At 66.7% G+C, this 25,637-nt stretch carries 26 protein-coding genes; 18 read left to right on the top strand and 8 right to left on the bottom strand.

Annotated features, from left to right (window positions below):
* Positions 1 to 30 precede the first annotated feature (30 nt).
* From CIW53_RS11490 to CIW53_RS11500, 3 genes are all read left to right on the top strand, one after another.
* A complete protein-coding gene (locus CIW53_RS11490; protein ID WP_149364864.1) occupies positions 31 to 1,311 on the top strand; it encodes a mechanosensitive ion channel family protein in 1,281 nt (426 codons plus the stop codon).
* Between the two features lie 4 nt (positions 1,312 to 1,315).
* Entirely contained in the window at positions 1,316 to 1,804 is a 489-nt protein-coding gene (gene folK / locus CIW53_RS11495) for a 2-amino-4-hydroxy-6-hydroxymethyldihydropteridine diphosphokinase (protein WP_149364865.1), read from the top strand.
* A 72-nt stretch (positions 1,805 to 1,876) separates the two neighbouring features.
* On the top strand, positions 1,877 to 2,737 hold the full coding sequence (locus CIW53_RS11500; protein ID WP_149364866.1) for a DUF6159 family protein: 861 nt from the start codon (positions 1,877 to 1,879) through the stop codon (positions 2,735 to 2,737).
* Positions 2,738 to 2,747: 10 nt separating this feature from the next.
* Here the strand turns inward: CIW53_RS11500 and CIW53_RS11505 are convergent, their stop codons facing one another.
* Positions 2,748 to 3,494, bottom strand: a complete 747-nt coding sequence (locus CIW53_RS11505; RefSeq protein ID WP_149364867.1) for a pteridine reductase — start codon at positions 3,492 to 3,494, stop codon at positions 2,748 to 2,750.
* A 76-nt stretch (positions 3,495 to 3,570) separates the two neighbouring features.
* Entirely contained in the window at positions 3,571 to 4,332 is a 762-nt protein-coding gene (locus CIW53_RS11510; protein ID WP_149364868.1) for a hypothetical protein, read from the bottom strand.
* A gap of 182 nt (positions 4,333 to 4,514) precedes the next feature.
* On the opposite strand from CIW53_RS11510, the gene CIW53_RS11515 reads away from it, so the two are divergent.
* Positions 4,515 to 6,677, top strand: coding sequence for a TonB-dependent receptor (locus tag CIW53_RS11515; protein WP_149364869.1), 2,163 nt, complete (start codon positions 4,515 to 4,517; stop codon positions 6,675 to 6,677).
* A 355-nt stretch (positions 6,678 to 7,032) separates the two neighbouring features.
* Here the strand turns inward: CIW53_RS11515 and CIW53_RS11520 are convergent, their stop codons facing one another.
* The 3 genes from CIW53_RS11520 to CIW53_RS11530 form a co-directional block, all read right to left on the bottom strand.
* Entirely contained in the window at positions 7,033 to 7,950 is a 918-nt protein-coding gene (locus CIW53_RS11520; protein ID WP_149364870.1) for an arginine deiminase-related protein, read from the bottom strand.
* A gap of 25 nt (positions 7,951 to 7,975) precedes the next feature.
* On the bottom strand, positions 7,976 to 9,244 hold the full coding sequence (locus CIW53_RS11525; RefSeq protein ID WP_149364871.1) for an MFS transporter: 1,269 nt from the start codon (positions 9,242 to 9,244) through the stop codon (positions 7,976 to 7,978).
* Positions 9,245 to 9,538: 294 nt separating this feature from the next.
* Positions 9,539 to 11,350 carry an FAD-binding protein gene (locus tag CIW53_RS11530; RefSeq protein WP_149364872.1) on the bottom strand — a complete coding sequence of 604 codons (1,812 nt, stop codon included), beginning with the start codon at positions 11,348 to 11,350 and terminating at the stop codon, positions 9,539 to 9,541.
* A 139-nt stretch (positions 11,351 to 11,489) separates the two neighbouring features.
* Here CIW53_RS11530 and CIW53_RS11535 point away from each other — a divergent pair, with 139 nt between their 5' ends.
* The 3 genes from CIW53_RS11535 to CIW53_RS11545 all read left to right on the top strand — a co-directional run bounded on the left by CIW53_RS11535 (position 11,490) and on the right by CIW53_RS11545 (position 13,768).
* On the top strand, positions 11,490 to 12,356 hold the full coding sequence (locus CIW53_RS11535; RefSeq protein WP_149364873.1) for a LytTR family DNA-binding domain-containing protein: 867 nt from the start codon (positions 11,490 to 11,492) through the stop codon (positions 12,354 to 12,356).
* A gap of 86 nt (positions 12,357 to 12,442) precedes the next feature.
* Positions 12,443 to 13,192 carry a hypothetical protein gene (locus CIW53_RS11540; protein ID WP_149364874.1) on the top strand — a complete coding sequence of 250 codons (750 nt, stop codon included), beginning with the start codon at positions 12,443 to 12,445 and terminating at the stop codon, positions 13,190 to 13,192.
* A gap of 114 nt (positions 13,193 to 13,306) precedes the next feature.
* Positions 13,307 to 13,768 (top strand): DUF6491 family protein, encoded by a 462-nt coding sequence (locus CIW53_RS11545; protein WP_242451873.1) that lies wholly within the window; start codon positions 13,307 to 13,309, stop codon positions 13,766 to 13,768.
* Between the two features lie 19 nt (positions 13,769 to 13,787).
* On the opposite strand, the gene CIW53_RS11550 is transcribed toward CIW53_RS11545, so the two are convergent.
* On the bottom strand, positions 13,788 to 14,609 hold the full coding sequence (locus CIW53_RS11550) for a ferritin-like domain-containing protein (protein ID WP_149364875.1): 822 nt from the start codon (positions 14,607 to 14,609) through the stop codon (positions 13,788 to 13,790).
* A 134-nt stretch (positions 14,610 to 14,743) separates the two neighbouring features.
* On the bottom strand, positions 14,744 to 15,160 hold the full coding sequence (locus CIW53_RS11555) for a universal stress protein (protein WP_149364876.1): 417 nt from the start codon (positions 15,158 to 15,160) through the stop codon (positions 14,744 to 14,746).
* A 284-nt stretch (positions 15,161 to 15,444) separates the two neighbouring features.
* On the opposite strand from CIW53_RS11555, the gene CIW53_RS11560 reads away from it, so the two are divergent.
* The 11 genes from CIW53_RS11560 to CIW53_RS18075 all read left to right on the top strand — a co-directional run bounded on the left by CIW53_RS11560 (position 15,445) and on the right by CIW53_RS18075 (position 21,677).
* A complete protein-coding gene (locus tag CIW53_RS11560) occupies positions 15,445 to 15,903 on the top strand; it encodes a hypothetical protein (RefSeq protein ID WP_149364877.1) in 459 nt (152 codons plus the stop codon).
* A 103-nt stretch (positions 15,904 to 16,006) separates the two neighbouring features.
* The gene (locus CIW53_RS11565; protein WP_149364878.1) at positions 16,007 to 16,537 is read left to right on the top strand and encodes a peroxiredoxin; all 531 of its coding nucleotides are present in this window, start codon (positions 16,007 to 16,009) and stop codon (positions 16,535 to 16,537) included.
* Entirely contained in the window at positions 16,537 to 17,007 is a 471-nt protein-coding gene (locus CIW53_RS11570) for a hypothetical protein (RefSeq protein WP_149364879.1), read from the top strand. The genes CIW53_RS11565 and CIW53_RS11570 overlap by 1 nt, the downstream gene beginning before the upstream one ends.
* Before the next feature lie 120 nt (positions 17,008 to 17,127).
* Entirely contained in the window at positions 17,128 to 17,880 is a 753-nt protein-coding gene (locus tag CIW53_RS11575) for a DUF2884 family protein (RefSeq protein WP_172969648.1), read from the top strand.
* 117 nt (positions 17,881 to 17,997) lie between these two features.
* A complete protein-coding gene (locus CIW53_RS11580) occupies positions 17,998 to 18,438 on the top strand; it encodes a DUF2383 domain-containing protein (RefSeq protein WP_149364880.1) in 441 nt (146 codons plus the stop codon).
* 10 nt (positions 18,439 to 18,448) lie between these two features.
* Positions 18,449 to 19,024 (top strand): DUF924 family protein, encoded by a 576-nt coding sequence (locus tag CIW53_RS11585; RefSeq protein ID WP_149364881.1) that lies wholly within the window; start codon positions 18,449 to 18,451, stop codon positions 19,022 to 19,024.
* A 27-nt stretch (positions 19,025 to 19,051) separates the two neighbouring features.
* A complete protein-coding gene (locus CIW53_RS11590; protein ID WP_149364882.1) occupies positions 19,052 to 19,324 on the top strand; it encodes a DUF2845 domain-containing protein in 273 nt (90 codons plus the stop codon).
* A 68-nt stretch (positions 19,325 to 19,392) separates the two neighbouring features.
* Positions 19,393 to 19,698: a DUF2845 domain-containing protein gene (locus CIW53_RS11595; protein ID WP_149364883.1), complete on the top strand. Its 306-nt coding sequence runs from the start codon at positions 19,393 to 19,395 to the stop codon at positions 19,696 to 19,698.
* Between the two features lie 115 nt (positions 19,699 to 19,813).
* Positions 19,814 to 20,665: a mechanosensitive ion channel domain-containing protein gene (locus CIW53_RS11600; RefSeq protein WP_149364884.1), complete on the top strand. Its 852-nt coding sequence runs from the start codon at positions 19,814 to 19,816 to the stop codon at positions 20,663 to 20,665.
* Positions 20,666 to 20,880: 215 nt separating this feature from the next.
* Complete coding sequence (locus CIW53_RS18070; RefSeq protein ID WP_172969649.1) at positions 20,881 to 21,324, top strand: DUF2884 family protein; 444 nt, start codon at positions 20,881 to 20,883, stop codon at positions 21,322 to 21,324.
* On the top strand, positions 21,321 to 21,677 hold the full coding sequence (locus tag CIW53_RS18075; protein ID WP_277949633.1) for a DUF2884 family protein: 357 nt from the start codon (positions 21,321 to 21,323) through the stop codon (positions 21,675 to 21,677). Before CIW53_RS18070 ends, CIW53_RS18075 begins: the two co-directional genes overlap by 4 nt.
* A gap of 319 nt (positions 21,678 to 21,996) precedes the next feature.
* On the opposite strand, the gene CIW53_RS11615 is transcribed toward CIW53_RS18075, so the two are convergent.
* Positions 21,997 to 25,599: a M1 family aminopeptidase gene (locus tag CIW53_RS11615; protein ID WP_149364887.1), complete on the bottom strand. Its 3,603-nt coding sequence runs from the start codon at positions 25,597 to 25,599 to the stop codon at positions 21,997 to 21,999.
* Between the last annotated feature and the right edge of the window lie 38 nt (positions 25,600 to 25,637).

Below are 25,637 nucleotides of genomic sequence, written 5' to 3' on the forward strand. Positions count from 1 at the left end.
CGCGGGTCCCGAGCCGACAGGAACGAGCCGATGCAAACCCTGCAGCACCTGATGGACCTTCCCTGGACGCGCAGCGTGCTGGGCGTGCTGGCGCTGCTGGCACTGGCCTGGCTGGCCGGGCAACTGATGCGGCGTCTGCTGCTGCGGCTGGTGCGCGGGATCACCCGTCGCACCGCCACGCACTGGGACGATGCGCTGTGCAAGTACGGCACCTTCCGCTGGCTGGCCAGGTCGGTGCCGGCGCTGCTGGTGCAGTACGGCATCGTGCTGGTACCGGGTGTGCCGGCGGGCACCGAGGCGCTGGTCGGCAACCTGACGACGGCGCTGCTGGTGTTCTTCGTGGTGATGGCGATCAGTGCGGCGCTGTCGGCGGCCGAGGACATGTACCGGCAGACGCCGCGCGGCCAGCAGCGCTCGATCAAGGGCATGGTGCAGTTGATCAAGCTCGGCCTGTTCGTCGCCGCTGCGCTGATCATCATTGCGGCGGTCACCGGCAAGCACATCGGCCTGCTGCTGTCCGGCCTGGGCGCGATGTCGGCGGTGTTGATGCTGATCTTCAAGGACACCATCCTGGGTTTCGTCGCCGGCGTGCAGCTGTCGTCGAACGACATGCTCAGGGTCGGCGACTGGATCGAGATGCCGCAGCTCAATGCCGACGGCGACGTGATCGACATCGCGCTGCACACGGTCAAGGTGCGCAACTGGGACAAGACCATCACCAGCATCCCAAGCTGGCGGCTGATCTCCGACTCGTACAAGAACTGGCGCGGCATGCAGGAAACCGGCGGGCGGCGGATCAAGCGCGCGCTGCAGATCGATGCAGCCAGCGTGCATTTCCTGGGCGAGGCTGAGCTGCGCCGGTTGTCCTCGCTGCGCCTGCTGGCCGACTACCTGTCGACCAAGGAGCGCGACCTGGCGCAATGGAACCAGGCGCAGGGCGACGCGGCCGCGGTGCCCGCCAACCGCCGCCGGCTGACCAACCTGGGCACCTTCCGCGCCTACGTGCAGGCCTATCTGGACGGCCATCCGCAGATCCATCATGGCCTGAGCTGCATGGTGCGCCAGCTGGCCAGCGGCGCGCAGGGCATTCCGCTGGAGCTGTATTGCTTCACCGCGACGGTGGAATGGGCCGAGTACGAAGGCATCCACGCCGACATCTTCGACCACCTGTTCGCCCTGCTGCCGGAGTTCGGCCTGGCGCTTTACCAGCAGCCGTCGGGGCAGGACGTGCGCGCGGGGCTGGCGGCGCAGGCCGGGCAGGGAGCAACATCGCTCACCGGCCGCAAGGCCCACGACCTCGTCGAGGCCTGACCACGTGGCACGCGTCTACCTGAGCCTGGGCTCCAACCTCGAACCGCAACGCTACCTGCCGGCGGCGATCGGCGAACTGCGCGAGCGTTTCGGCGAACTCAGCGTGTCGCCGGCCTACCGCAGCCGGTCGGTGGGTTTCGAGGGTGCGGACTTCGTCAACCTGGCGGTAGGGCTGGATACCGACCTGGCGCCCGAGGCATTGAATGACTGGCTGCACGCGCTGGAGGACCGCCACGGCCGCCGCCGCGACGTGCCGCGCTATTCCGATCGCACGCTGGATGTCGACATCGTGTTCTACGACGCGCTGGTGCTCGACGGCCCGGGTCATCTGCAGATCCCGCGCAAGGAACTGCAGCACGCGTTCGTGTTGCGACCGATCGCCGATATCGCGCCGGCGTTCCGGCACCCGGTCAGCGGGCTGAGCATGGCCGAGTTGTGGGCGGCGTTTCCGCCGCAGCGCGAACCCTTGCAGGTCGAGCCCCTGGCCGGCTGAGCAAGGCGCACTGTCGCGGCCGCACGGCGGGTGCTAGAAAGGTATTCACGATCCACGGACGAGGGGGCACGCATGGCCGGGAAATTTGCACGCAGTTGGGCGTTGATGAAGGCGAGCGCGGCGGTGCTGCGTTCGGACAAGTCGTTGCTGGTGTTTCCGTTGCTGTCGGGTCTGTGCACGCTGCTGGTGGCGGCCAGTTTCCTGATTCCGGTCGGCCTGATGGCGTTCGGCGACGGGCACGCCGGGGCGCGCGTCGAGGAAGGCATGTCGGCGGGTGCGTACCTGCTGATGTTCGGCTTCTACCTGGTGCAGTACTTCGTGATCATCTTCTTCCAGACCGCGCTGACCGGCGTGGCCTTGATGCACTTGCGCGGCGAGCCGACCAGCGTGGCTGCCGGCTTTGCGCTGGCCCGCGCAAGGCTGCCGCAAATCCTCGGCTATGCGCTGATCGCGGCCACCGTCGGGCTGGTGTTGCGAATGATCCAGGAGCGCCTCGGCCTGCTCGGCCGGCTGGTGGTCGGTTTCATCGGACTGGCCTGGACGGTGGCGACCTTCCTGGTGGTGCCGGTGCTGGTCAGCAAGGACGTGGGGCCGATCGATGCGGTGAAGGAAAGCGTCGCGCTGCTCAAGCGCAGCTGGGGCGAGAACCTGATCGGCAACGGCGGCATCGGCATCGTGTTCGGCTTGCTGATGGTGCTGGCGGTGCTGGTCGGTGCCGTCCTGATCGGCGGTGCGGTGGCGATGCAATCGGTCGTCGCGATCGTGGTGGCTGCGGTGATCGTCGTGACGGGATTCGTCCTGCTCGGCCTGGTGCAGGCGTCGTTGCAGGGCATCTACTCGGCCGCGCTGTACCGCTACGCGGAATCCGGCGAAGCCAGCGTCGGATTCGACCAGGCTTTGTTGCAGCAGGCGTTCGCGCCGAAGAAGAAATAGCCGCAGAAACTCACACCGACAGCGTGCGCCCACCGTCGACGCGAACAATCTGTCCGGTCACGAACGGCGCATCGCGCAGCAGCCACAGCACCGCGCCGGCCACGTCCTCCGGCGTACCGGCACGCTGCAGCGGCGTGCGCGACAGCATCGCCTGCTGGTCGTCGTACGGCTTGCCGTCGCTCGGCCACATCACCGCACCCGGCGCCACGCCGTTGACGCGGATCTCCGGGCCCAGCTCCAGCGCCAGCGAGCGGGTCATCGCGGCGTTCGCGGCCTTGGCCATGCAATACACGGCGTGTTCCGCCAGCGGCCGTTCGGCGTAGATGTCGATCAGGTTGACGATGCCGCCGCGTGCTTCGCGCAAGGCCGGGATCGCCGCCTGGCTGAGAAAGAACGGCGCCTGCGCGTTGGAGGCGAACAGCTCGTTCCATTGCTGCGGGGTCGCCGTGCCCAATGGCGTGGGGAAGAATGCCGAGGCGTTGTTGACCAGCGCGTCGAGCCGGCCGTAGTGCGCCAGCAAGCGTTCGATCATCGCCGGCAACGCCGGCAGCTCGGCGAGTTCCGCCTGCAGCAGCAAGGTGCTGCCGCCGCGTTGCCGTTCCAGTTCGTCGGCCAGCGCGCGGGCGTCATCGGCGGAATGGCGATAGTGCAGCGCCAGGTCGTAGCCGGCCGCGTGCAGCGTGCGTGCGATCACCGCGCCGACGCGGCGGCCGGCGCCGGTGATCAGCGCGACGGGGCGATCGTGGCGTGGCGGCATGCGGCGGCTCCGGCGAATATCCAGCATGCAGCTTGCCGCAAAGCGGCACCGGCGTCATCCGCCGGCATGGCCGGAGCTAGTCCGTTTTCGGCTTGCGCGGCTTTCTGGCGGCAGCCTTGCGCGCCGTGCCGGCCACCTTGCGTGCGGCGCCGGCCACGGCCTTCTCGATCAGGCTGTCCGCCATGCGGCGGCGTGGCTCGGCCTGTCGCTCCGGCTTCGGGGTTTCGTCGTCGCCCTCAATGGCGATCTCCCCTTCGAACATCTCGATCGCGGTGCTCGCCACTTGCCCGGTGTCGTAATACGCGTACGCGCCGACGCCGAGCGCGCCGATCACCGGCAACCAGCGCGAGATGCCCTTGTTCAACGTGCGCTGGGTCAGCTTGACGCCGACCCGTTTCGCCACGCGTTGCGCGACGCTGTGGGACATCCGCCGGAACACCAGCCGGTCGCCCATGCGCACCACCAGATCGCGAAACGCCTGCGCCGCGGTGTGCCGGAACAGGCACCACATCATCTGTTCGCGCCCCAGCGTGGCATGGCGACCGTAGGCGGCGGCGATGTCGCTGACCATCTGGCCCTGGATCTTCCAGATCGCGATCAATTCCGGCAACAGGGTCAGCCAGCCCAGCGGCCCCGGTGGCAGGGCCAGCGAACCGGCGGTGAGCGCGGCGCGCTGGGCGGCGCGATTGGCCAGCCGGCGCGCCTCGCTGGCGGGCTCCTTGCTGTTGCCGACCTTGCTGTCCGGCACCTGGCTGACGAAATCGAGGATCGCCGAAGTGATCCGGCCGTGTTCGACCGGTGCGCTGACGGCGGGCACCTGCTGGCTGTGCTGGGTCATGCGTGGCTCCGTGAGGCGGGCATCACTGCAGTCTAGGGACACGGCGTGAAGCGGGGCTGATGACGGCGCGACGCGGCGACGATTCTTCGCGAGGCATGACTTCTGGCGCAGGCGACGGTGGTTGTCCGTAATGTAATATTATAACATTACAAAATCCCCCCCGCCCCTTGCTCGGATCCCTGATGAAACCTTCCCTGCTTGCCCTGAGCCTCGCCCTTTCGCTGGGTACAACCGCCGCCCATGCCGCCGGCCCATCTCCGGCAATGACCGCGCCCGCGGAGGACATCCCCGCCAACGCCCCGGACGGCCAACCCGCCATGGTGCGGGACCTCGACGCCGTGACGGTGTCGGCGCGGCTGGACCAGGCCCGCAATGCGCTGTCGCCGGGTACCGGCAGCAGCCAGTACGTGATCGACCACAAGGCGATCGCGCAACTGCCGCTGGGCGCGTCCACGCCGATGAACCAGGTGCTGCTGCAGGCGCCGGGCGTGGTGCAGGATTCCTACGGCGGCCTGCACGTGCGCGGCGACCACGCGAACCTGCAGTACCGCATCAACGGCGTGATCATTCCCGAGTCGATCGGCGGCTTCGGCCAGAGCCTCGATGCGCGCACGATCGACAACGTGAAGCTGCTCGACGGCGCGCTGCCGGCGCAGTACGGCCTGCGCACGGCGGCGGTGGTCGACATCACCACGCGCAGCGGTCACGAGCTCGGCAACGGCGGCAGCGTGGGCATCACCGGCGGCAGCAACGGCACGCTGAACCCGAACGCATCGGTCTGGGGCAGCGACGATCGCTGGAGCTGGTTCCTCACCGCTAACTACATGGAGAACGATGCCGGCATCGAGAACCCCACGCCGAGCAAAAAGCCGATCCACGACCACACCAACCAGGTGAAGGGCTTTGGCGACATCAGCTACCTGATCGACAACGACACCCGCTTGAGCTTGTTGTTCGGCGTCGCCAACAACCGCTTCCAGATCCCGAACAATCCGGGCCAGACGCCTGCATTCGGCTATCTCGACACGGTCGACTTCGACTCCGCCAACCTCGACGAACGCCAGCGCGAGAACACCCGCTTCGGCGTGTTGTCCCTGCAGGGCAAGCTGGGCGCGACCGACTATCAGGTGTCCCTCGGCCAGCGCTACAGCAGCCTCGCCTACACGCCGGACCGGATCGGCGAGCTGATGTTCAATGGCGTCGCGTCCGACGTCAGCCGCAGCAATCGCGCCAGCACGCTGCAGGCCGATTTCGCCACGCCGCTGGGCGAAAGCCATACCTTGCGCTATGGCATCTACGGCAGCTTCGAACGCGCCGCCAGCGGCAACGACGCGTGGGTGTTCCCGGCCAATGCCGATGGCGAGCAGAGCAGCACCATGCCGCTCAACATCCTCGACGACAGCCATCTCGTCGCGAAGACCTGGTCGGCCTACGTGCAAGACGAATGGAGCATCGGCGAGAACTGGACGCTGAACTACGGCCTGCGCGGCGACCGCTACCAGTTGGTGCGCAGCGAAAGCCAGTTGAGCCCGCGCCTCGGCCTGGCCTGGCAGGCCACCGACAGCACTACCGTGCACGCCGGCTACTCGCGCTACTTCACGCCGCCGGCGACCGAGATGATCGCCAGCTCCAACATCGCGAAATTCGACGGCACCACCAATGCCGTGACGGACAGCGGCAACAACACGCCACTGGCCGAACGCTCGGATTACTTCGATGTCGGCATCTCGCGGAACATCGGCTTGTCCTGGACCGTCGGCGTGGACGCCTACTACCGCAAGGTGCAGCGCCTGCAGGACGAGGGCCAGTTCGGTTCGGCGCTGGTCTACTCCACCTTCAACTACGAAGCCGGTCGCGTGAAGGGGCTGGAGTTCACCGCCAGTTACGCGCAGGGGTCGTTGTCGGCGTACTTCAATGCCTCGCTCGGCAAGGCCATCGGCAAGCGCATCATCACCAGCCAGTACAACTTCGCGGCGGACGACCTGGCTTACGTCGACGATCACTGGATCTTCCTCGACCATGACCAGAAACTGACCTCGTCCGGCGGCATCGGCTACGCGCTGGACGACAGCACTCGGCTCGGCGCCGACTACCTGTTCGGCAGCGGCCTGCGCAAGGACGGCGCGGTGCCGAACGGCGCATCCTTGCCGGCGTACTTCCAGTTGAACCTCAACGTCTCGCACGATTTCGCGTTCGACCGCTTCGGCAAACTGCATACGCAGCTTGCGCTGATCAATGCGCTGGATCGCACGTATGAACTGCGCGACGGCAGCGGCATCGGCGTCGGCGCCCCGCAATTCGGCCCTCGCCGCGGCGTATTCCTGAGCGTGCAGAAGGATTTTTGAGTGGTGCAGAGTGATTGCCCGATCCAAGGTTCGAGCGTCGACGCCCGCGACAGCTCCGACACGCCGCGTTCGTCGAACGCGTCGGCAGCCACGACGTATTTCACGCCCTGATCAACACGCGCACTTCCAGTCGCGTCGACTGATCGGCGAAGCACTGGCAGGTCTCGTGCAGGCGGCCGGGCACCAGCCCCGGCGCACGTCGTAGCCCGCCGGCTTCCAGACGGTCTCGGCATCGCGGGTATCGGTCAGGCGACGTGCCGGGACAAGGCCGGATGCTGGCGGCGGCGGGCCGTCGGCGTTGCCGAACACGCAGGTTGGACTCCGCCGATCCGGCGTGCGCAACGCCGAGGGCGAATCAGTAGATCTCGCCGACGCAGCAGCGCAGGCTGCCGCCGGCCTTCTCGATCTCGCCCAGTTCCACCGCACCGATCGCGAAGCCGTAACCGGCCAGCGCCGCGCGCTGTTCGTCGGTCAGCGAGGCAGCAGCGCAGGCGCTCATCCACACGCGGTCGTCGGACAGGGTGATCGCGTTGCCGGCGAAGGCCTGTTTCTGCGCCGGCGTCAGCCAGATCGCGCGGTTGCCGCAAGCCGTGGCGATCGCCTGTACCGCGGCCGGATCGCGGAAGCCGTCGGCGGCGATGATCGCGGCGCGACCGGCCAGCAGGGTCAGCACCACGTTGGTGTGATACTCGGACTCGGCAAGCTCGAAGCAGTACGTCAGGCGCAGATCGAACGCCTTGTGCATCGCTTGCGCGCCGGCCATGTCGCAGCGTTCGCTGAGGCCGCAGTAGCCGACGCCACGCGCGCGGTCGATGATCAGCGAACCGGTCAGTTCCGCGACAAGGTCATCGCAGCCGGACAGGTCGATCTCGTCGTAGCCCAGCACGTCGCCGAAGAACGCGCGGATGTCGCTGCGTCCGGCCTCGCGCTGGCGCACCGGGTGCCTCATGCGGCCCACCACCAGCCGGCCCGGCGCGGTGCCGAACACGTTGTTGGGAAACACCGCGTCCGGCGTCGCCGGATCGCCGGGGAAGGTGATCACCGGCACGTCCGCGCGCAAGGCCTGCGCCAGCGCGCTGTGCTGGGCCAGCGCCTTCAGCGGATCGACGGCGAGGCTCATGTCCATGTAGCGGTTGTCGCGCGCCGATTCCGCCGCCAGCGTGAACCCGGCCGGTGCCACCAGATAGGCGGCGCGCGCCGTGGCGGCGGCCTCGGGCCGTGGTGCAAGTGCGGCAAGGGCTTCGAGGAACTCGGTCGGCGAGGTGGTGATCACGCGGTGGTTCCTTGCATGGGCAACGTCAAAGGATATCCACTGCCGGTTCTTCCCGCGCGGCGGCCTGCGCATGCAACTGCTGGCGGCGGCGCAGGGTCGGGAACATCGCCATCCACAGCCCGACCACGACCAGCGTGCCGACGCCGCCGATCACCGTGGCGCCCACCGCGCCCAGCCACGCCGCCAGCATGCCTGACTCGAACTCGCCCAGCTGGTTGGAGGTGTTGATGAAGATCGCGTTGACCGCGCTGACCCGGCCGCGCATGTCGTCCGGTGTATCGAGTTGCACCAGTGCACCGCGGATCACCATGCTGACCATGTCGAACGCGCCCAGCGCGAACAGCGCCAGCAGCGACAGCCACAGAGCGGTCGACAGCGCGAACACCAGCGTGGCCACGCCGAAGCCGGCCACCGAGGCGAACATGATCATGCCGACGCGCCGCTGCATGTCGTGCCGCGCCAGCCACACCGACATCAACAGCGCACCCGCGGCCGGTGCCGCCCGCAGCAGGCCCAGTCCCCACGGGCCGGTGTGCAGGATGTCCTTGGCGAAGATCGGCAGCAACGCGGTGGCGCCGCCGAGCAATACGGCGAACAGGTCCAGCGAGATCACGCCGAGCACGTCCTTGCGCGCGCGGATGAAATGCACGCCGGCGAACACGGTCTTCAAGGTGGCCGGCTCGCGCTTCGGCGGCGCGTGTTCGTAACGCAGCCGAGCCATCAGCAGCACCGAGACCAGGTACAGCGCGGCACACGCCGTGTACACCACGCCTGGCCCGGCCACGTACAGGAAACCACCCAGCGCCGGGCCCATGATCATCGCCGCCTGGCCGGCCGACGAGTTCACCGCCATCGCGCGCGGGAGGATCGCTGGCGGCACCAGCGCCGGCAGCATCGACTGCAACGCCGGAAACTCGAATGCCTTGGCGATGCCGATCACGAACACCAGCAGCAGGATGCCGACCTCGTGGATGCCGTGCGCCAGGCTCAACCCGGCCAGCACGGCGATCGCGATCCATTCCAGCAGCTGACCCGACAGCACGATGCGGCGGCGCTCGAACTGGTCGGCGACATGCCCGGCCGGCAACGCCAGCAGCACCGACGGGACGAACTGCACCAGGCCGATCAGGCCCAGATCGAAGGCGCGGCCGGTGATTGCATAGATCTGCCAGCCGACCGCCACCGACAGCATCTGGAAGCCGAAGCTGGAGGCGATGCGGGCGAACCAGAACGCGACGAAGGCGCGGTGCTGCAGCAGCGATCCGGTGGATCGCGGCGAGTGGGATGACGACACGGGGGAGTCCTCGCAGAGGCCGCATTATCGCCGAGCCGGCGAGTCCCGCCCAGCACGGCGCCTGGGATGAGGAACTGCCCGACGGCGACCGGGTCAGGATGTCGTTGATCGACGGCACTCACTGCGAGGCGTTGTCGGCGAATGCCCGCCGTGCAGCTGTTTTACGACGGCGATGGCAACGCGGGCATCAACGGTGTGGTGCACCTGGAACATCTGGCACCTCCGACCGACACGGCGATGCCTGTCGACCGGATCGCCGGCATCGAGCACCCGGATTCAGACGCGTCGCCGCGCCTAACCGGCGCGGTGGCTGAAGCCGTCCTCGCTCCAGCCTTCGCTGCCCACGCCGTGATGCACGAAGAAAAGGCCCTCTGGATCGTAGCGCCGCTTGGCACGGGCAAGCCGGGCGTAGTTGGCGCCCCAAAAGCCATGCTGCCAGTCGCGCAGGAAATAGTCGCTCTCCGAGACGTAGGAGCCCGCGTCCGGCGCCACCGTGCGCAGTGCTTCCATCACGCGCTCGACTGCCGTCGCCGTCCGCCGCGCCTGCGCCAGGTCGGGTCTCGGGCCAGGCATGCCGGGGAAGGCCGGGTCGCTGCCATTGGCGCAGATAGCCAGGGCAAAGGCGGCGGTCACCTGTGGATTCATCGCGGTGTCGCGGGTGCGCGCGATCGCTTCGGGTTCGCCGCCGCCCATTCCCTTGTTGAAGTGCAGCTCGAACCCGTGCCGGCGCGAAGCGGCGAACAACGCGTCAGCCAATGCCGCCTGCCGCCCCGGCGCGAGCAACGCATCGGGCAGCCAGGCAGATTGGAACGCCTGGATGAACCAGCCGACCTCACCGCGGTTGCCGGCCCACACCATGTGGTAGTCCGGCGTGCCGGGCCGGTCGTCGGGCACCATCAGCTGCTGTGCGTGCTGGCGGTAGAAGTCCGCATCCCAGAAGTGCCGTGCCGGCACTGCCATTGTCCGCGGCGGTTCAGCGAACGTGTACTCGCCGCGGGCGCGCACCCAGTCGAAGAACGGCGCCCACGTCTGTTCGGCCTGCGCCTGGGTCAGGCCCTGGAACACCATCATGATTGACAGGGTGTTGTCCGGGCGGAAACCCATCTGTTCGCCCCAATGGCGGTTGAACAACGCATCGCGGTAGAACACCATCGCCCGCGCGACCAGTGCGCGGTAGGCCGCGTCGGATGACGCCTTGATCGTGCCGAAAACCGCGCCGAAGAAGGGCGGCAGCTCGAACGTGCGCAGGGTTAGCCGGGTAACCACGCCGAGACTGCCACCGCCACCGCCCTTGAGGCTCCAGAACAGCTCCGGATGGCTGTGCGCGTTGACAGTGAGTACCGCACCGTCGGCGGTGACCAGCTCGGCCTCCAGCAGGTTGGCCGAAGCGGTGCCGAAGTTCTTCGAGAAGCTGCCGAAGCCACCACTCTGCACCAGCCCGGCGACGCCCACCGTGGTGCAGCCGCCGCCCTGCACGTAGCGGCCACCGAGCGTGGTCACCGCGTGGTAGACGTCGATCCACATCGCGCCGGCTTGCACGCTCACCGCCGGCTGCGGCGCGAGCTTGCCCGCGCCGCCTTGCGGCACGAAACCTTCGTGCAGGGTCACCTTGTTCATATGGCGCGGCCAGATCAGCAGCGAATCGGGCGCCTCGGAAGTACCCTGGTAGCTGTGCCCGCCGCCCTTGACCACCAGCCGCAGGCGATGCCGGCGCGCGAAGTCCACCGCTGCGGCAACGTCGGCCGCCGATTCGGCTGCCACGGCGTAGGCGCTGGGCTGCGAAATCCAGGCATCGGCCCAGCCGCTGGTCTGGGTCAGCGCCGGGTCGTCGCCGAGCGCGAAAGGGTTGCGCAGTTGCTCGAGCGCGTGCGCGCGGGCGGCGGCCGGTGCGCCCTCGGCGAAGGGTGAAACCGGTTGCAACAGTCGGCCGCCGACCGCGCGGCGCAAGGCTTCCCATTCGGCCGGCGCCGGCCAACCCAACTGGCCCGGTCGCACCCGCGCGCGCAGCGCGCCGGCCACGGAAGCGGGCAGGGCCCGTGCGGTGCGCGCCAGCAGCGGCACCAGCGGCAGGGTGAGGGCGGCCTTCAGCAGTTCACGTCGTTCCATCGCAATCTCTCCGGTGATTGGCGCACGCTACGCCGTGCGACGGCGGTTCGCATCGCTGGTGTGACCGATCGTGGGCGCCTGGGGACGAGCCGTGGGCAGCCGGGACGAATGGTGTGCGCCGTCGCGTAGAATTCGTCGAATGAGCCATGCCATCCGACTCGAATACCGCGATGTCCACCGCTGGCGGCGCCCCACCGAGATCGCCTTCTGGGTCCTGCTGGCCATCCTCAACACCGTCTTCAACAGCGTGGTCGCGCAGATCGACCATGCCCGCGTCGCCGCCTGGGAGCCGTGGCTGTGGGAGTGGACCAGCTCGCTGATGATTCTGGCGCTGGTGCCCGCCGTGCTGGCAGTGGAGCGGCGCTGGCCGTTCCGCTTCGACACTTGGCGCCGAAACCTGCCCTGGCACCTGCTCGCCACCGTGCCGTTCTGCCTGGTGCACGTCACCGGCATGATCGCATTACGCGTGCTGGGCTACCGCATCGCAGGCATCCACTACGACTTCGGTCGATGGGAGCCGGGCATCGGCTACGAATACCTGAAGGACATCCGCACTTATTTCCTGATCGTCGGCGTGCTGGTGCTGTACCGGCTGTGGCTGCTGCGCCAGCAGGGCGAAGCGCGGCTGCTGGCCGAGCCGGATGAAGGCGCGCCGGTGGAGCCGGTGGAGCGGCCGGAGCGCTTCCTGGTGCGCAAACTGGGCAAGGAGTTCCTCCTCAACGCCAGCGAGATCGAATGGCTGCAGGCCTCGGGCAACTACGTGAACCTGCACGTGCGCGGGCGCGACTACCCGCTGCGCGCCACCATGGCCGGGATCGAGGATCGGCTGGATCCGGCGCGCTTCGTGCGGGTGCATCGCAGCTACTTCGTCAACCTCGACTACCTCGCCGAGATCGAGCCGCTGGAGACCGGCGACGCGCGCCTGCAGATGCGTGACGGCGTGAAGATTCCCTGCAGCCGGCGCTACCGCGCGGCGCTGCGCGAGCGCTTCGGCCAGCCGGACTGAGTCGACCCGAGCGAAACCGTGCGGTTGTTGCATGGTGACCGCGGATCGCTTCAAGCTAGCTGCCTGTTTCCGCCTGGATGCCGCCGATGAATCGCGCCTTTCTTCGTTACGCCCTGATCGCCGCATGCGCCACCTGGCTGCTCGCCGGCTGCTCGCCCGGCACGCCGGCACCGACCGCGCAACAGCAGCAAGCCCAGACGCAGGCCGCCGATGCGGCACGCAACCTCGACACCTATCGCCAGTTGCTGCGCATCCACAACGACGAGATGGCGGTGTCGATGGGCAAGGACATCGTCAACCGGTTTCCCGACAGCGATGCCGCGAAGGAAGTGCAGAAGACCCTGCCTGCGATCGAGAAGCGCTACACCGAGACCAGCGAGAAGAGCCGGCTGGCCCGGCTGTGGTTGTACCAGGTGTCGCCGATGGCCGGCGGCACGCAGTCCACCGCCACCATCCAGAACAGCCAGCCTTCGGGCAATGACCGCGTGCAACTGGTGCTGCGCCGACACACCAGCTGGGGCCAGAGCGTGTTCCTGTACGGCAGCAAGCCCGGCTTCTTCTGCCGCGGCAACTGCACCATCGCCGGCACGGTCGACGGCAAGCCGGTGGGCATCAAGGCATTTGCGCCTTCCACCGGCGAGCCGGCGCTGATGATCCGCGACGACAAGGCCTTCATCGCGATGCTGGAAAAGGCGAAGAAAATCACCCTGAACGTGACCCTGGCCGATGGCGACAAGAAGCAGGCACTGGTCTATGAAGTGGGTGGCTTCGATCCGTCGAAATGGGCGCCGCTGGACAAGGCCGGGCACAAGGGCGGCAAGAAGCAGGTCCAGTGATGCCCGATGGCGTGGAGGGCCCGCTCGTGACGTGGCCGCGACGTCCGCGGGAATAGGCTTTTATCGACACGGTCATTCGACTGCAGCGGCGCGTGCGTGCAGTGGGAGGTTCCCATGCTTGTTCGCAGTATCCCCAGCTCATGCCTGATCGTCGGCGTGCTGGTGTTCGGTGGCTTGCTCGGCGGATGCGCCACGAACTACCCCCAGCGGGAGAGCCAGCGCCAGGCCGCGTACCAGGCCGCGACTGGCGCACCGGTGCGCAGCTTCCGCTTCTTCGGCTCGCTGTATTCATGGGAGCCGCTGGGCAATCAGCAGTTGGCCGTCTATACGCGGCCCAACCAGGCGTGGCTGCTCGATGTACCCGGATGCAACGAGTTGCCGTTCGCCACCGCCATCGGGCTCACTTCCAACATGCATGAAGTGATGGCCGGCTTCGACCACATACTGACCGGGCGCGGCAATGTCCCCTGCACCATCACGCAGATCCGCCCGATCGACGTGAGCAAGCTGAAGGCCGCGCGGGAAGCCCAACGCAAGATCGAGGAAAAACCGCGCTCGCCGACGGACAAGCCATGACGCCCTCGGCTCCGCCGCTTCAGTGCAGGAACAGCTTTTCGGTCACGCGCGCCAGCGGTTTTTCCAGCGCCTTCTGCAGCCGTGGCGGCAGGTCCAGTGGCTTGAGCAGCATCTTCACCGTCATGCCGGCCGGGATGTGCCGCCGCAGCAGGCCCTGCGCGCGATCGCTGATGCGACGGAACTCGGTCTCGTTGCCAAGGTGCTGCGGGTAGCACTGGTTGAACACGTGGCGCAGCGCGATGTCGCTGTCCTCGCTCTTGATCTCGTTGACCCGGCGCAGGATGGTGCGCAACACCTTGTAGCGGCCGAAACCCTCGCGCTCGCGGTATAGCCGGTAGTGCTGGTAGAAGTGCTTGAAGTGGCGGACTTCGTCGCTCTTGATCTGGCCGGTCAGCTGCTTCAGCACCGGCTCGTCGGTGATCTCGTTGAGTGCGCGGTACAAGCTGGCGGTGCCGGTTTCCACCACGCAGCGCGCGGCCAGCTCCAGCCCGCGGCAGGGTTCGAGCTGCTCGGCCGTGCACACTGCGCCGTACTCGTTCCAGAACGCCTTGAACGCGGTATCCCAGTCGAACTCCGGCCATACCTTGCGCACATACGCGGCCAGCGCGCGGCCATGCTGCAATTCCTCGTGCTGCCAGTGCTGGCTGAGCCAGCCCTGCAGTTCCTGGTCGTCGGCGAAGTGATCGATCAGGTTCTGCGTGTACAGATCCGAGCCGCTCTCGACAAACGACGAGCTGCACAGCAGGAAAAACAGGTCTTCGTCGTGGCGAATGCGGGCGACCTCGATCTGGTCGAGGGCGAGACTCTCCAGAGTCCAGGGCAGGGCAGCGGAATAATTCAAGCGGTTTCCTGTGCGCAACGGTTGCGTCCGACCCGTCGGCCAGCGCATGACAAAGGGATGACACAGCATACGGCTTCGCCGCGTTGCCGGATTAACCCCGACCGACTCGCTGTCCGGCACATGTCCGGCCTCTCTCAGCGCACCACCGTCACCGGCACATGGGCGCGGGCCAGAACGTTGCTGGAAACCGAACCGAGCAGCCAGCGCGCCAACGCGCCGCGCTCGGTGTGTCCGATCACGATGTGGTCGACGCCATGCTGATCGATCTGGCCGAGCAGTACGTCGCCGGGGCTGCCGTAGACCATCTCGACGTCGACCAGGGTGGTGGCGTCGGGCACGATCGAGGTCAGCTCTTCCAGCAGTTCCTGCACGCGCCGGGTGCCGGAGTCGGCCATCATCAGGGCCGACGCGTCGGCGCCGCCTTCGGTCACCTGCAGCACCGACACCACGCGAACCCGTCCGTTGGCGCAACGGGCCAGGTCGATGGCGAACTGGAATGCACGGCGGGAGGCATCGGAGCCGTCATAACCGACCAGGGAATACTTGACCATGAATGCTCCTTTGCTGTGATCGGGCGTCGGAGGCCATGCCTTCAGGACATGCCCCACGTGGACACGGTGCCGCGCTCCCGGCGTCCATGCAACTGCAGTTTGCGCCGCGCGCGGTTGTCCATGCACCAGGATCACAAAGCTGAACGGGGGCGCGTGGACCTGCACGCGGCTGTCACACTTTCCTGCACACGATTCGATCACCGCGTAACCAGGTGCCACCCCAAGGGCTCCTGATGACGCGGACACGACACTACGACCCGCATGGGAAAACCAAGGAGATACCGATGATCAAGCGTACTTTTGGAATGGCTGCACTGGTAATGGCCTGCGCGGGGGCAATGACCGTATTGCCGACGGGCAACGCACGAGCCGCCGAAGCCAGCGTGAAATGTGACCTCACCTACAACCTGTCCGGCTGGTCGCTGATCTACAAGCATGCCCAAGGCAGCGGGATGATCACTTGCGACAACGGCCAGAGAGCGAGCGTGAAGATCACCGTCGTCGGCGGCGGCCTCACCGCGGGCAAATACCACATCGACAACGGCAAGGGCGAAATCAGCAACGTGCACAGTATCCAGGACGTGTATGGCGATTACGCACAGGCCGGCGCCGAGGCGGGCGTGGTCAAGAGCGCCAGCGCGCAGGTACTGACCAAGGGCACCACCTCGCTGGCCCTGACGGGTACCGGCCAGGGCGTCAACCTCGGCGTCTCGGTGGGCAAGTTCACCATCAGCAAGCGCTGATACTCCCGCTCACCCACAAAGAAGGGCGCCTTGATGGCGCCCTTCTTTGTGGGTGAGCGTAAACTGCCGGGGCCGTACTTTCGTTTCCCGCTGGAGTTGCGCCATGCGTCGTCTGTCCTGCCTGCTCGTGTTGACCCTGCTGTGTGCCTTGATCGCCCCGGCCTTCGCTGCCACGCCGCAGGTCGGCCAAGCCGCCCCCACGTTCCGACTGCAAGACCAGAATGGACACTGGCGTTCGCCGGCCGATTTCCACGGCCACTGGCTGGTGATGTATTTCTACCCGAAGGATTTCACGCCCGGTTGCACCACCGAGGTGTGCACGTTCCGCGATGACATCGCCAAGCTGCGCAAGGCCGGGGCCGATGTGGTCGGGGTGAGCCTGGATGACGTGAAGTCGCATGCCGAATTCGCGAAGAAATACCACGTGCCGTTCCCGCTGCTGGCCGATGCCGATCGCAGCGTCGCCACCACCTACGGCGTGCTGACTTCGCACATGGGCATGCACTACGCCAAGCGCACCACCTTCCTGATCGACCCGCAAGGCCGGATCGCGAAGGTCTACGTCGACGTCGATCCGGAGAAGAATTCCGCCCAGGTGCTCAGCGACCTGGCGACCCTGAAGGCGGCTCCCTGATGCCGCTGGCGGTGCGCGCCGACACGGCGTCGGCGCGGCGCTTTTCGCTCTGGGCGGTTGGTCCGTGGGTGGCGCTGCTGCTTGCGGCGTTGGGCGGCGTGCAATACCTGCGGCACGCCGAATATGCGTATCTCGCGGCGGCGCTGGTGGTCATCGCGGTGTGTGCCGGCTGCATCCTGCGGCAGTCGTGGGCGCGCCCGGCGATGCAAGTGCTGGCGGTGCTGCTGGCGGCATGGGCGCTGGTTACCGGCGTGCTGATGCTGCAGCAGTCGGGCGACTTTGAAGCCGCACGGCAACATGCCATGGCGCAGCCGCAGCTTGGCCAGATCGCGCTGTGGATGATCGATCGGGCGCAGCGCACCTGGCAGGTAGCCCTGGTGTTGAAGGCGATCGCGATACCGCTGCTGCTCTGGCTGGCCTGGCAACTCGGCCGGCCGGCGGTGCGGGCGCAGTTCCAGCGGCGTCGCTGAGTTCGCCGCGACAGACGGCATGGGTCGGGCTCCGCGCCGGGCGGCATGCCATGGCACATTCAGCCTCGGTTGGTGGCGCAGCGGGTATCGCTGATGTCCTTTGCCCGCCGGATCATGCTGATGCGTCCACTTCGCTCGCTCGCCATTGTGCTGTTCCTGTCCGCCGCATTGCCGCTGCAGGCGCAGGATCTGGCGGCTACCTGCCATGCCAGCAGCAGCTACGACGTCACCCTGAAGACCGACAGCCTGCTGTTCGATCGTGCCTCGCCAGCGCCATTTCATGTCGAGCTTCAGCACGGTGCGTTGCGTACCGACGGCGTGGCCGTGCATCTGAATGCGGAGGACCAGGATCGGCTGGCGTTGTTCGAGCGCGACCTGCGGACGCTGGTTCCGCGCGTGCGCGTCGTCGCCCGGAACGGCGTGGATCTGGCGATGCGCGCGATGCGCGCCGAAGCCGACGGCATGGGCCTGGCCCCGGCAACCCGCGCCGAGTTCGATCGCCGGCTCGGCGTGCACGCCGACCAACTCCGGCAGCGTATTGCGACCAGTCGAAGCACGCACGACTGGCAGGGCGACGTCGCCGGCGAATATGCGAACAAGGTCGCCGCCGACCTGTTGCCGGTGGTGGCGGCCGACCTCGGCCAGCAAGCGCTCGACGCGGCACTGGCAGGCGACCTTCAATCTGCCGCGAGTCTGCGTGATCGCGCCAGCGCCCTGGCCAGCGACTTGCAGCCGCGGCTGCAACAGCGCATGCAGGCCTTGCGTCCGCAGATCGAAGCGTTGTGCCCGGCCATCCAGCGGCTCGCCGAATTGCAGCAGGGCGTGCGCGGCAGTGACGGGCGTCCGTTGAACCTGCTGCAGATCGCTCCCTGAAGACGCCAGAGTGACCCCCGGCTGACCGTTGTTCGGCCTGTGCCGCCGGGTTTATGTCCCGCTAAGTGCGTCGGCGCGACCATGCTCCCCCACGCTCATCGCCCACCGGAGGCGGCCATGCCGCCGCGATTCCAACCTTCCAGCTGCAATGCTCTCCTGCGCCAGGCCATCGACCTGCGACGGCTGTACCGCCACGCCGCCCGACAATGCGAGCCGGGTTTGCGGGTGGTGCTGAATGAGAGCGCGCAGACGCTGGATCTGCTGATTGCCGATCTGCAGGCACAGCGACGCGCCGAGGGCGGTACGCCGCGTCGGCACGGCAGTTGGCGCGGAGTCGGCCGACGTCACCTGGCCGGGTGGCTGGTGAGGCTTGCCGCCCGCCCCGACAACGCGTGGATCCGCGCACTGGCCTATCAGGAAGCCGCCTTGCTGGGAGCGTTCGAGCGGGCGATAGCCACCGCGCCGGCTCCCGACACGCTGGCCTTGCGCCGGCAACTTTCACGTCTGCGTGACATTCATCTCGATTTGGATAATCTGGGTGGTGCTGCACGCTACTGAAGGTGAAAAGATGTCGCCTGCTGCACAGGAGGTACTGGCGTTCTGGTTTGCCGAAGCGAACATGCCGCGCTGGTTCGATGTCGACGCGGCGTTCGATGAGCAGATCCGCGACCGTTTCGGTCGCCTGCTGGACGCGGCCGCACGAGGTGCGCTCGACGACTGGAAGACCATCCCGCTGGGCTGGCTGGCGTGGTTGATCGTACTCGACCAGTTTTCACGCAACATCCACCGCCACGACCCACAGGCCTGGGCACAGGACGCGCACGCGCAGGAGGTTGCGCTGTCAGGCATCGCCCGCGGCGATGACCGGCAACTGCCCCCGCTGCAGCGCGTGTTCGCCTACCTGCCGCTGGAACACGCCGAAGACATGGCGCTGCAGCAGCGTTCGGTAGCCCTGTTCGAGGCGCTGTGCGCCGAGGCGCCGCTGGATCATCGCGAGCGGTTCGAGGGGTTTCTCGATTATGCTCGGCGCCATCGCGAGGTGATCGCGCGCTTCGGCCGCTTTCCGCATCGCAACGCGTTGCTCGGCCGGGCCAGCACGTCCGAAGAGATGTTCTACCTGGCCGGGCCGAATGCGGGGTTTTGAAATCCTTTCGCTGAAAAGGAGCACGTGATGCGCCATCTCTTGCTGATTTCGTTGCTGGCTTTCAGCCTGGCCGCCCAGGCCGGGCAGACCCTGCGCATCGGTCAGCAGGTGCTGACAGTCGGCGATACCGCCGCACATGCGATCGCCCTGCTGGGCACGCCGGCGTTCAAGGAGCCGGTGGAGAACAAGTTCGGCGCACATCTGGGCGAGCGCTGGCAATACGCCCGCGACAAGGGGCACGTGGTCGTGGTGACGATCATTGCCGGCAAGGTCGCCGACATCGACGATCGCCGCAGCTGAAGCGGAAGCGCCGTCGCGAGACGGTTATTCGGGGTTGCAGGATTTCCAGTCAGGCCAGGGAGCAGGTCATGCGTGTTCATTTTATCGTTGCGTTGTTCGCCTTCAGTGCCGCGGTGCACGCATCGAGCACCTTGCGGGTGGGCAACCGGGTGCTCACCGCCGGCGACAGCCGCGAGCGGGTCGTCGCGTTGCTGGGCAAGCCCACGTCGAAATCGCACGCGCACAAGTCGCGCCGCCGCGGCGGTCGTCGTGGCGTCCGCGTGCTGGACAACCACCAAGGCGGCGAACAATGGCGCTACCGCCGCGGCGACCATGTCACCGTGGTGACGATCGTCGGCGGCCGTGTCAGCGATATCGAGGATCGTCGACTTTGAAGGCGGCTTCGGATCTGCGCGGCAAACAGGTCGGTACGCAGTTGCCGAGCGATCCTCGACGCGGCTTCATGACCGGTTTGATACGCTGTGGCGGCTTTTCAAACGAGCCGATTCCATGCATGACTTTCTCGACAACCTGCTCGGAACCACGCTTTCCGATGGCGTCATCCGTGCCGGATTGAACCTGCTGGTGGCGTTGCTGATCCTGCTGGTCGGGACCTGGCTGGCCGCGCGACTGGCCAATTTCAGCCAGCGCGCGCTGCGGCGGGCCGCGGTCGACGTCACCCTGAGCGGTTTCCTGCGCAACCTCATCTATGGCGTGCTGGTGGCGGTATTGATCGTGATGGCGCTGACCAAGGCCGGCGTGCCGTCGGCGCCGCTGGTGGCCGCGCTGGGTGCCGGCGGTCTGGCGATCGGCCTTGCCTTGCAGGGGTCGCTCAGCAACCTGGCCTGGGGCGTGCTGCTGGTGGTGTTCCGGCCGTTCCGCATCGGCGACTACGTCACCGCCGGCGGCACCGAGGGCACGGTGCAGAGCATCAACCTGATGCACACCCTGCTGATCCTGCCGGACAACCGCGAGGCGATCCTGCCGAACGCGAAAATCGGCAGCGACGTCATCGTCAACTTCAACCGGCTGGGTACGCGCCGTTTCGAGCTCAAGCTGGGTATCGGCCATCGCGACGAGGCGGACCAGGTGATGGGCACGATCATGTGTCTGCTCGAAGCGGACGATCGCGTGCTGAAGGATCCCGCGCCCGGCGTGTGGATCGAAAGCCTGGCCGGCCAGACGGTGAACCTGGTACTGCGCGGCTGGACCCGCAGTGCCGACGGCTGGGCCGTGCAGACCGACCTGTTGCGTGCCATCAAGCAGCAGATCGACGCCGGAAGGATCAGCATCCCGGTCATCCCGATGGATATCCGCTGGACCGCCGAACCCCCGCCATCGACGGTGTCCGGGCGAGGTTGAGCGGCGCTGCCTGCATTCGATCGCGCGCCCGCAAATGGACGTCCATTCGTTGAGGTCGATGTGCCATTCGTCCCGCCTGCACATGACTGATGGCACGGCGTGACCACCGGCTCATGCCGGCGTGACGGATCGGCGTTGCCTTAAACCTTGTTGGCATGACGCGGCATCCAGGCCGCGTCCGGACGATGACCGTCCGCGCCCACGGGGAAACGATCATGCGCAAACGATGGGTGGTTCTTTGCGTGTCTGTGGGGTTGGCTGCGATGACGCAGGTGCAGGCCCATGACATGCGTATCGAAGGCGATCACTGCGGCTACGACAGTGTCTACGACGTGCAGGTGAAGTCGGGCGGCGTCGACTTCAGCCGCAGCGACGCGCGACCGACGGACGTGTTCATGCACGATGGCCAGTTGAGCGTGGACGGGCGCGCGGTTGCAGTGTCGGCCGACGATGCGGCACGCCTGCGCGACTACGAGGCCGGCATGCGCGAACTGCTGCCGAAGATGGCCGGCATCGCGCAGGAGGCCGTGGGCATCGGGTTCGATTCGCTGGCCATCGTGGCGGCGACGTTGGCGGCAGCCGGCATCATCGCGATGCGCTGGTGGACGGGCTCAACCAACAACGTCGCGATGCGTTGCGTGAGCTCGGCGCGCACATGAACGCGCAGCGCTGGGATCAGCAGGGTCTCGGGCGGGCGCTCGAACAGCCGATGACGGATGCCGCCAACGCGCTGGCCAGCTCGCTCACGCGTCACGTGTTGTGGTCGGTGCTGACCGGTCGCACCAGCGATGTCGAGGCGCGTGCCGATACGGTCGATCAGTCGGTCGACAAGGAGATGGATGCGCGCTCGGGCAAGCTCGATGCGCGCGTCAAGGCGGTCTGCCCACGCCTGCAGGCGCTCGACCGGTTGCAGCAACAGTTTCGCTTCCGGCTCGCCGATGGTTCACCGCTGAAACTGATCGTGCCGGAAGCGGGGCGCGACAAGCCGGCCGGGCAGCTCGCCGCACGCTGAAGCCCGGAGTCGACCCGATCGCGCGGAACAGCCGCCGCGCATGGCTCGCTGCCGGACGCGGCTCCTGGTCCCGACCGGATCGGAAGCCTCGAACGTTTGTGGGAGCGACTTCAGTCGCGATGCTCTTGGAGTTCTGCGGCGTCTGCGCAAAAAGCATCGCGACTGAAGTCGCTCCCACAGGCAGGATAAACCGTCGAAGCGCGTGGGGCGTTCCCGGTTTCCACTCCCGATGACTTCGGACAGCGGCGCGCTTTCGCAGGAACGCGGATCTCAGAATGTCTGCCCGTGGTCAAGTGAAATCCGCATCTGCTGCGGTCGTCTATTGCACCGTCACCGCCCGGCGGTTGTCGCTGGAGACCTTGTCGATCAGCTCGTTGTACGGGTCGATGCCGGCCTGCGCGGGCAGGCTGTCGACGGTCACCGTGATCGTGCTGTCGCCATCGGGCAGCAGGCGCTTTTCCAGGTACAGCGGCTTGCCGTCCTTGCCGGCACTGGACGAGGCGGCGAACACGCCGATGTCGATCGGAATATCCGGCTTCGCCGCGGTCTCCTTGCCGGTGCCGTCAACGTAGACCTTGCCGGCGTGCACCTTCAGGGTCACTTCGTACTTGCCGTTCGGCAGCTTCTTCGCGGTGGCATCGGTGATGCGGTTGTCGAACAGGGTGATCTTCCAGAACAGGTCGTCAAGCAGCGGCTGCCACTTCGGTCCGAGCGCCTTGCCCAGCGCGTCCATGAATTCCTGCGAGGTGGTGTATGGCGGCTGCTGGAAGCCCTTGTCGATCAGGAACTGCTTGAGCATCGCATTCAGCGCGTTCTCGCCGACGTAATCCTGCAGCGCGTAGAACACCAGCGAGCCCTTCTTGTAGTGGATGTACTGCTGGTTCTCCACCTTGGCCAGCGGCTCCTCGGCCAGCTTTTCGGTGGCACGGCCCGCCAGATAGCCGTCCAGTTCGTATTTCAGGAACTTGCGCATCTGGTCGGCGCCGTACTTGTGCTTCATCACCATCAGCGCGGAGTACTGCGCCAGCGATTCGCTGAGCATGGTCGAGCCCTGCATGTTCGCGCCGATCACCCGGTGCGCCCACCACTGGTGCGCCACTTCGTGCGCGGTGACGTAGTAGACGTAGTCGATCTTCGACTTGTCGCGCAGGTCGGCGATGAAGCCGATCGATTCGGAGAACGGGATGGTGTTGGCGAACGACTGCGCGAAGCTGGCGTAGTTCGGGAACTCCAGGATGCGCAGCTGGCGGAACTGGTACGGCGTGAAGTTGGCGTCGTAGTAGTCCAGTGCATCCTTCGCGCCCTGGATCATGCGATCGACGTTCCACGCGTGCGCCGGGTTGTAGTACACCGCGATGTCCACGCCCTTCCACATCTCGTGCTTCACGGCATAGCGCGCCGACAGGTACGAGAAGAACGGCAGCATCGGCTGGTCCATCGTGTAATGGAAATAATGCCGGCCGTTGGCCGTCCATTCCTTTTGCAGGTAACCCGGTGCCACCGCGATCTGGTCGGCGGCGGTGGAGACGGTGGTGTCGAAGCTGATCCAGTCCGCGTCGTTGCTGATGTAGGTATCGCCGCGCGCCTTTTCGTCGCCGAGCTTGGGCATGCGCGGCGCCTCGCCCTTGAGCCCGTACTTGCGGCGGTCGTTGCGGTCGGTGATCTGGTAGCGGGTCTGGTAGCCGAACTGCGGCAACATCTGGTTGTTGAAGAACGTGCCGTTGTGCGCCAGGAAGGTGCCTTCGGGGCTGTTGGTGAAGCCCTTCGGCGCGTATTCCAGGGTGAAGTCGAACGACATCGACGCACCCGGCGCCAACGGTGTCTTCAGCCGATAAATGGTGTAGCCCAGATCCTTGTCATTGCTGACCGTGTCGTGCGGCGCGAACTGCAGCGACTTCAGCTTGAAGTCGTCGGTGTAATTGACGTGCAGTTCGCTGATCGGCGCAGCGTGCTTGTTGACCAGGGTGTAATGGCCGCGGATTTCCAGCCGGCGCTGGTACGGGTAGATGTCGACGTCGGCCTTCACCGCGGTAATGCGCGGCTGCGGCAGATCCTTGTACTTCGCGTACTTCTTCTCGTAGTCGGCGCGCTGTCTGGTTTGTGCAGTGCTGTTCTCGAAATGATTGAGCACGTTGGTGTTGTAGTAGATCCAGCTGCCGCTGCCGATGAACGCGAACAGGCCCAGCGCGATCGCGATCGCCGCCGGCGCATGCAGCCGCGCGCGCGCCTCGTTCAAGCGATCGCGCCACGCGTGGCCGGTGCCGCGCACCCAGAACAGCGCGGCCAGCACCGCCAGGACCACCGCGCAGCTGGCCCAGTAGAAGTCGAACCACAGCACGCCCTTGAGGAAGTGGCCGAAGCCGTTCATGTCCGAGTACGGCGCACCCGGCGTGGTGCCGTAGTTGTAGAGGTGCTGCTCCCAGTGCAGCAGGTCGAAGCCGATCGCGCTCAGTACCAGCCACACGATGGTCAGCAGGTAGCCGAGGAACTTGTTGTTCGACAGCACTTGCACGAACAGCGCCAGCACCGCCAGCAGCACGAACGGGATCGCCTGCAACGCCAGCGTTTCCAGATACAGGCCCAGCTCCAGGTGCGTATAGCCGTGGCCTAGCTGCCAGCCGATGCCGACCAGCGCGCCGACCAGCAGGAAGGTGGCGATCACCGCCACCAGTGCGCCGAGCTTGGCGGTGAGCGGCACCCAGTCCGGCACCGGAAAAGCATCGCTGACCTCGGCCGAACGCTGGCTGCGCTCGCGCCATACCAGCTCGCCGGCGTAGAACGTGATGATGATGTAGAGCAGCCACTGGAAGCCGCCGCGCACGTTCTCCAGCACCTGGTGCGTCACTGGCCACGTCGCGGTGCCGTAGATCTGGCCCGAGAGCAGCAAGGCGCCGAACAGGTTGGCCACGCCCAGCGCCAGCATGATCAGGAACGGCGCGCCGCGCAGTACGCCGAGCGTGTCGAACGCGAACTGCGTGCGCAGTTGCAGCAGGTGCGCGCGCAGGCCGTCGGCCAGTCTTACCCGGGGCAGGGTCAGTGCGGCGGCGCCGCCGGGCGGGAGCAGGATCGGCGGCTCCGCACGCTTCTTGCGCCTGGGCAATTGCAAGCCTTCGCGATTCGGCCGGAACAGCGCCACGGTGGCGCCCAGCATGGCCAGACTGACGCCGATCCACAGCAGCCGGTTGAACAGCAGCACGCCGGCCAGCGCCGGCAGCTCGTGATTGGCCTGGTCGGCCGACCAGTAGCGCGTGACCAGTGCAAGCGTGCGGCCACCGAACGGGTCGAGCATCGCGGCAATGAAGTGGTTGTTCACGTCCTTGGTCAGCTGCCCGACGATGCCCTGCAGCACGAAGTAGGCGATCAGCCCGATGTAGGTCGCCAGCAGCGAGCGGGTGGTGGTGGCGAGCAGGTACAACAAGGCGGCGATGAACAGCATGTCCGGGATCACCATCACGCCGAACGCCCAGGCGTAACCGTGCCAGCTGGCCGGCCCCAGGCGTGCCGCGTCGATCCACGGCATCATGCCGCCGATGGCGATACCCAGCGTGCAGGTCAGCATGACCGCCAGCGCCGCGACGTAGCCGGCGGCAAAGCGACCGCCGAGATAGGCGCCGCGGCTCATCGGTGTGGTGAAGAACAGCTCCGAAGTGCGATGGTCGAAATCGCGCAGCGCCGCGCCGGCGACGAAGATCGTCACCAGGAAGATGCTGAGCACGGTGAGCACGCTGAGCAGCCGCACGATCACCAGCGGTGCATTGCGCAACACGTTGCCGCTGGCCCCGCCGAGGATCACCGCATCGGTGCTGCTCAAGGCGAAGGCGAGAGCGCCGAACGCGGCGGCCACGATCCAGAACAGCGGTGCCTTGAGCTGCTGGCGCAACTCGAATCGACATATTTCGAAAAGGGTATTCTTGAATGACATCGGTATTTCCGTCCCTGTACTTTCTGGATGACCGCCGC

The sequence above is a fragment of the Rhodanobacter sp. T12-5 genome, assembly GCF_008329435.1.
Classification (GTDB): domain Bacteria; phylum Pseudomonadota; class Gammaproteobacteria; order Xanthomonadales; family Rhodanobacteraceae; genus Rhodanobacter.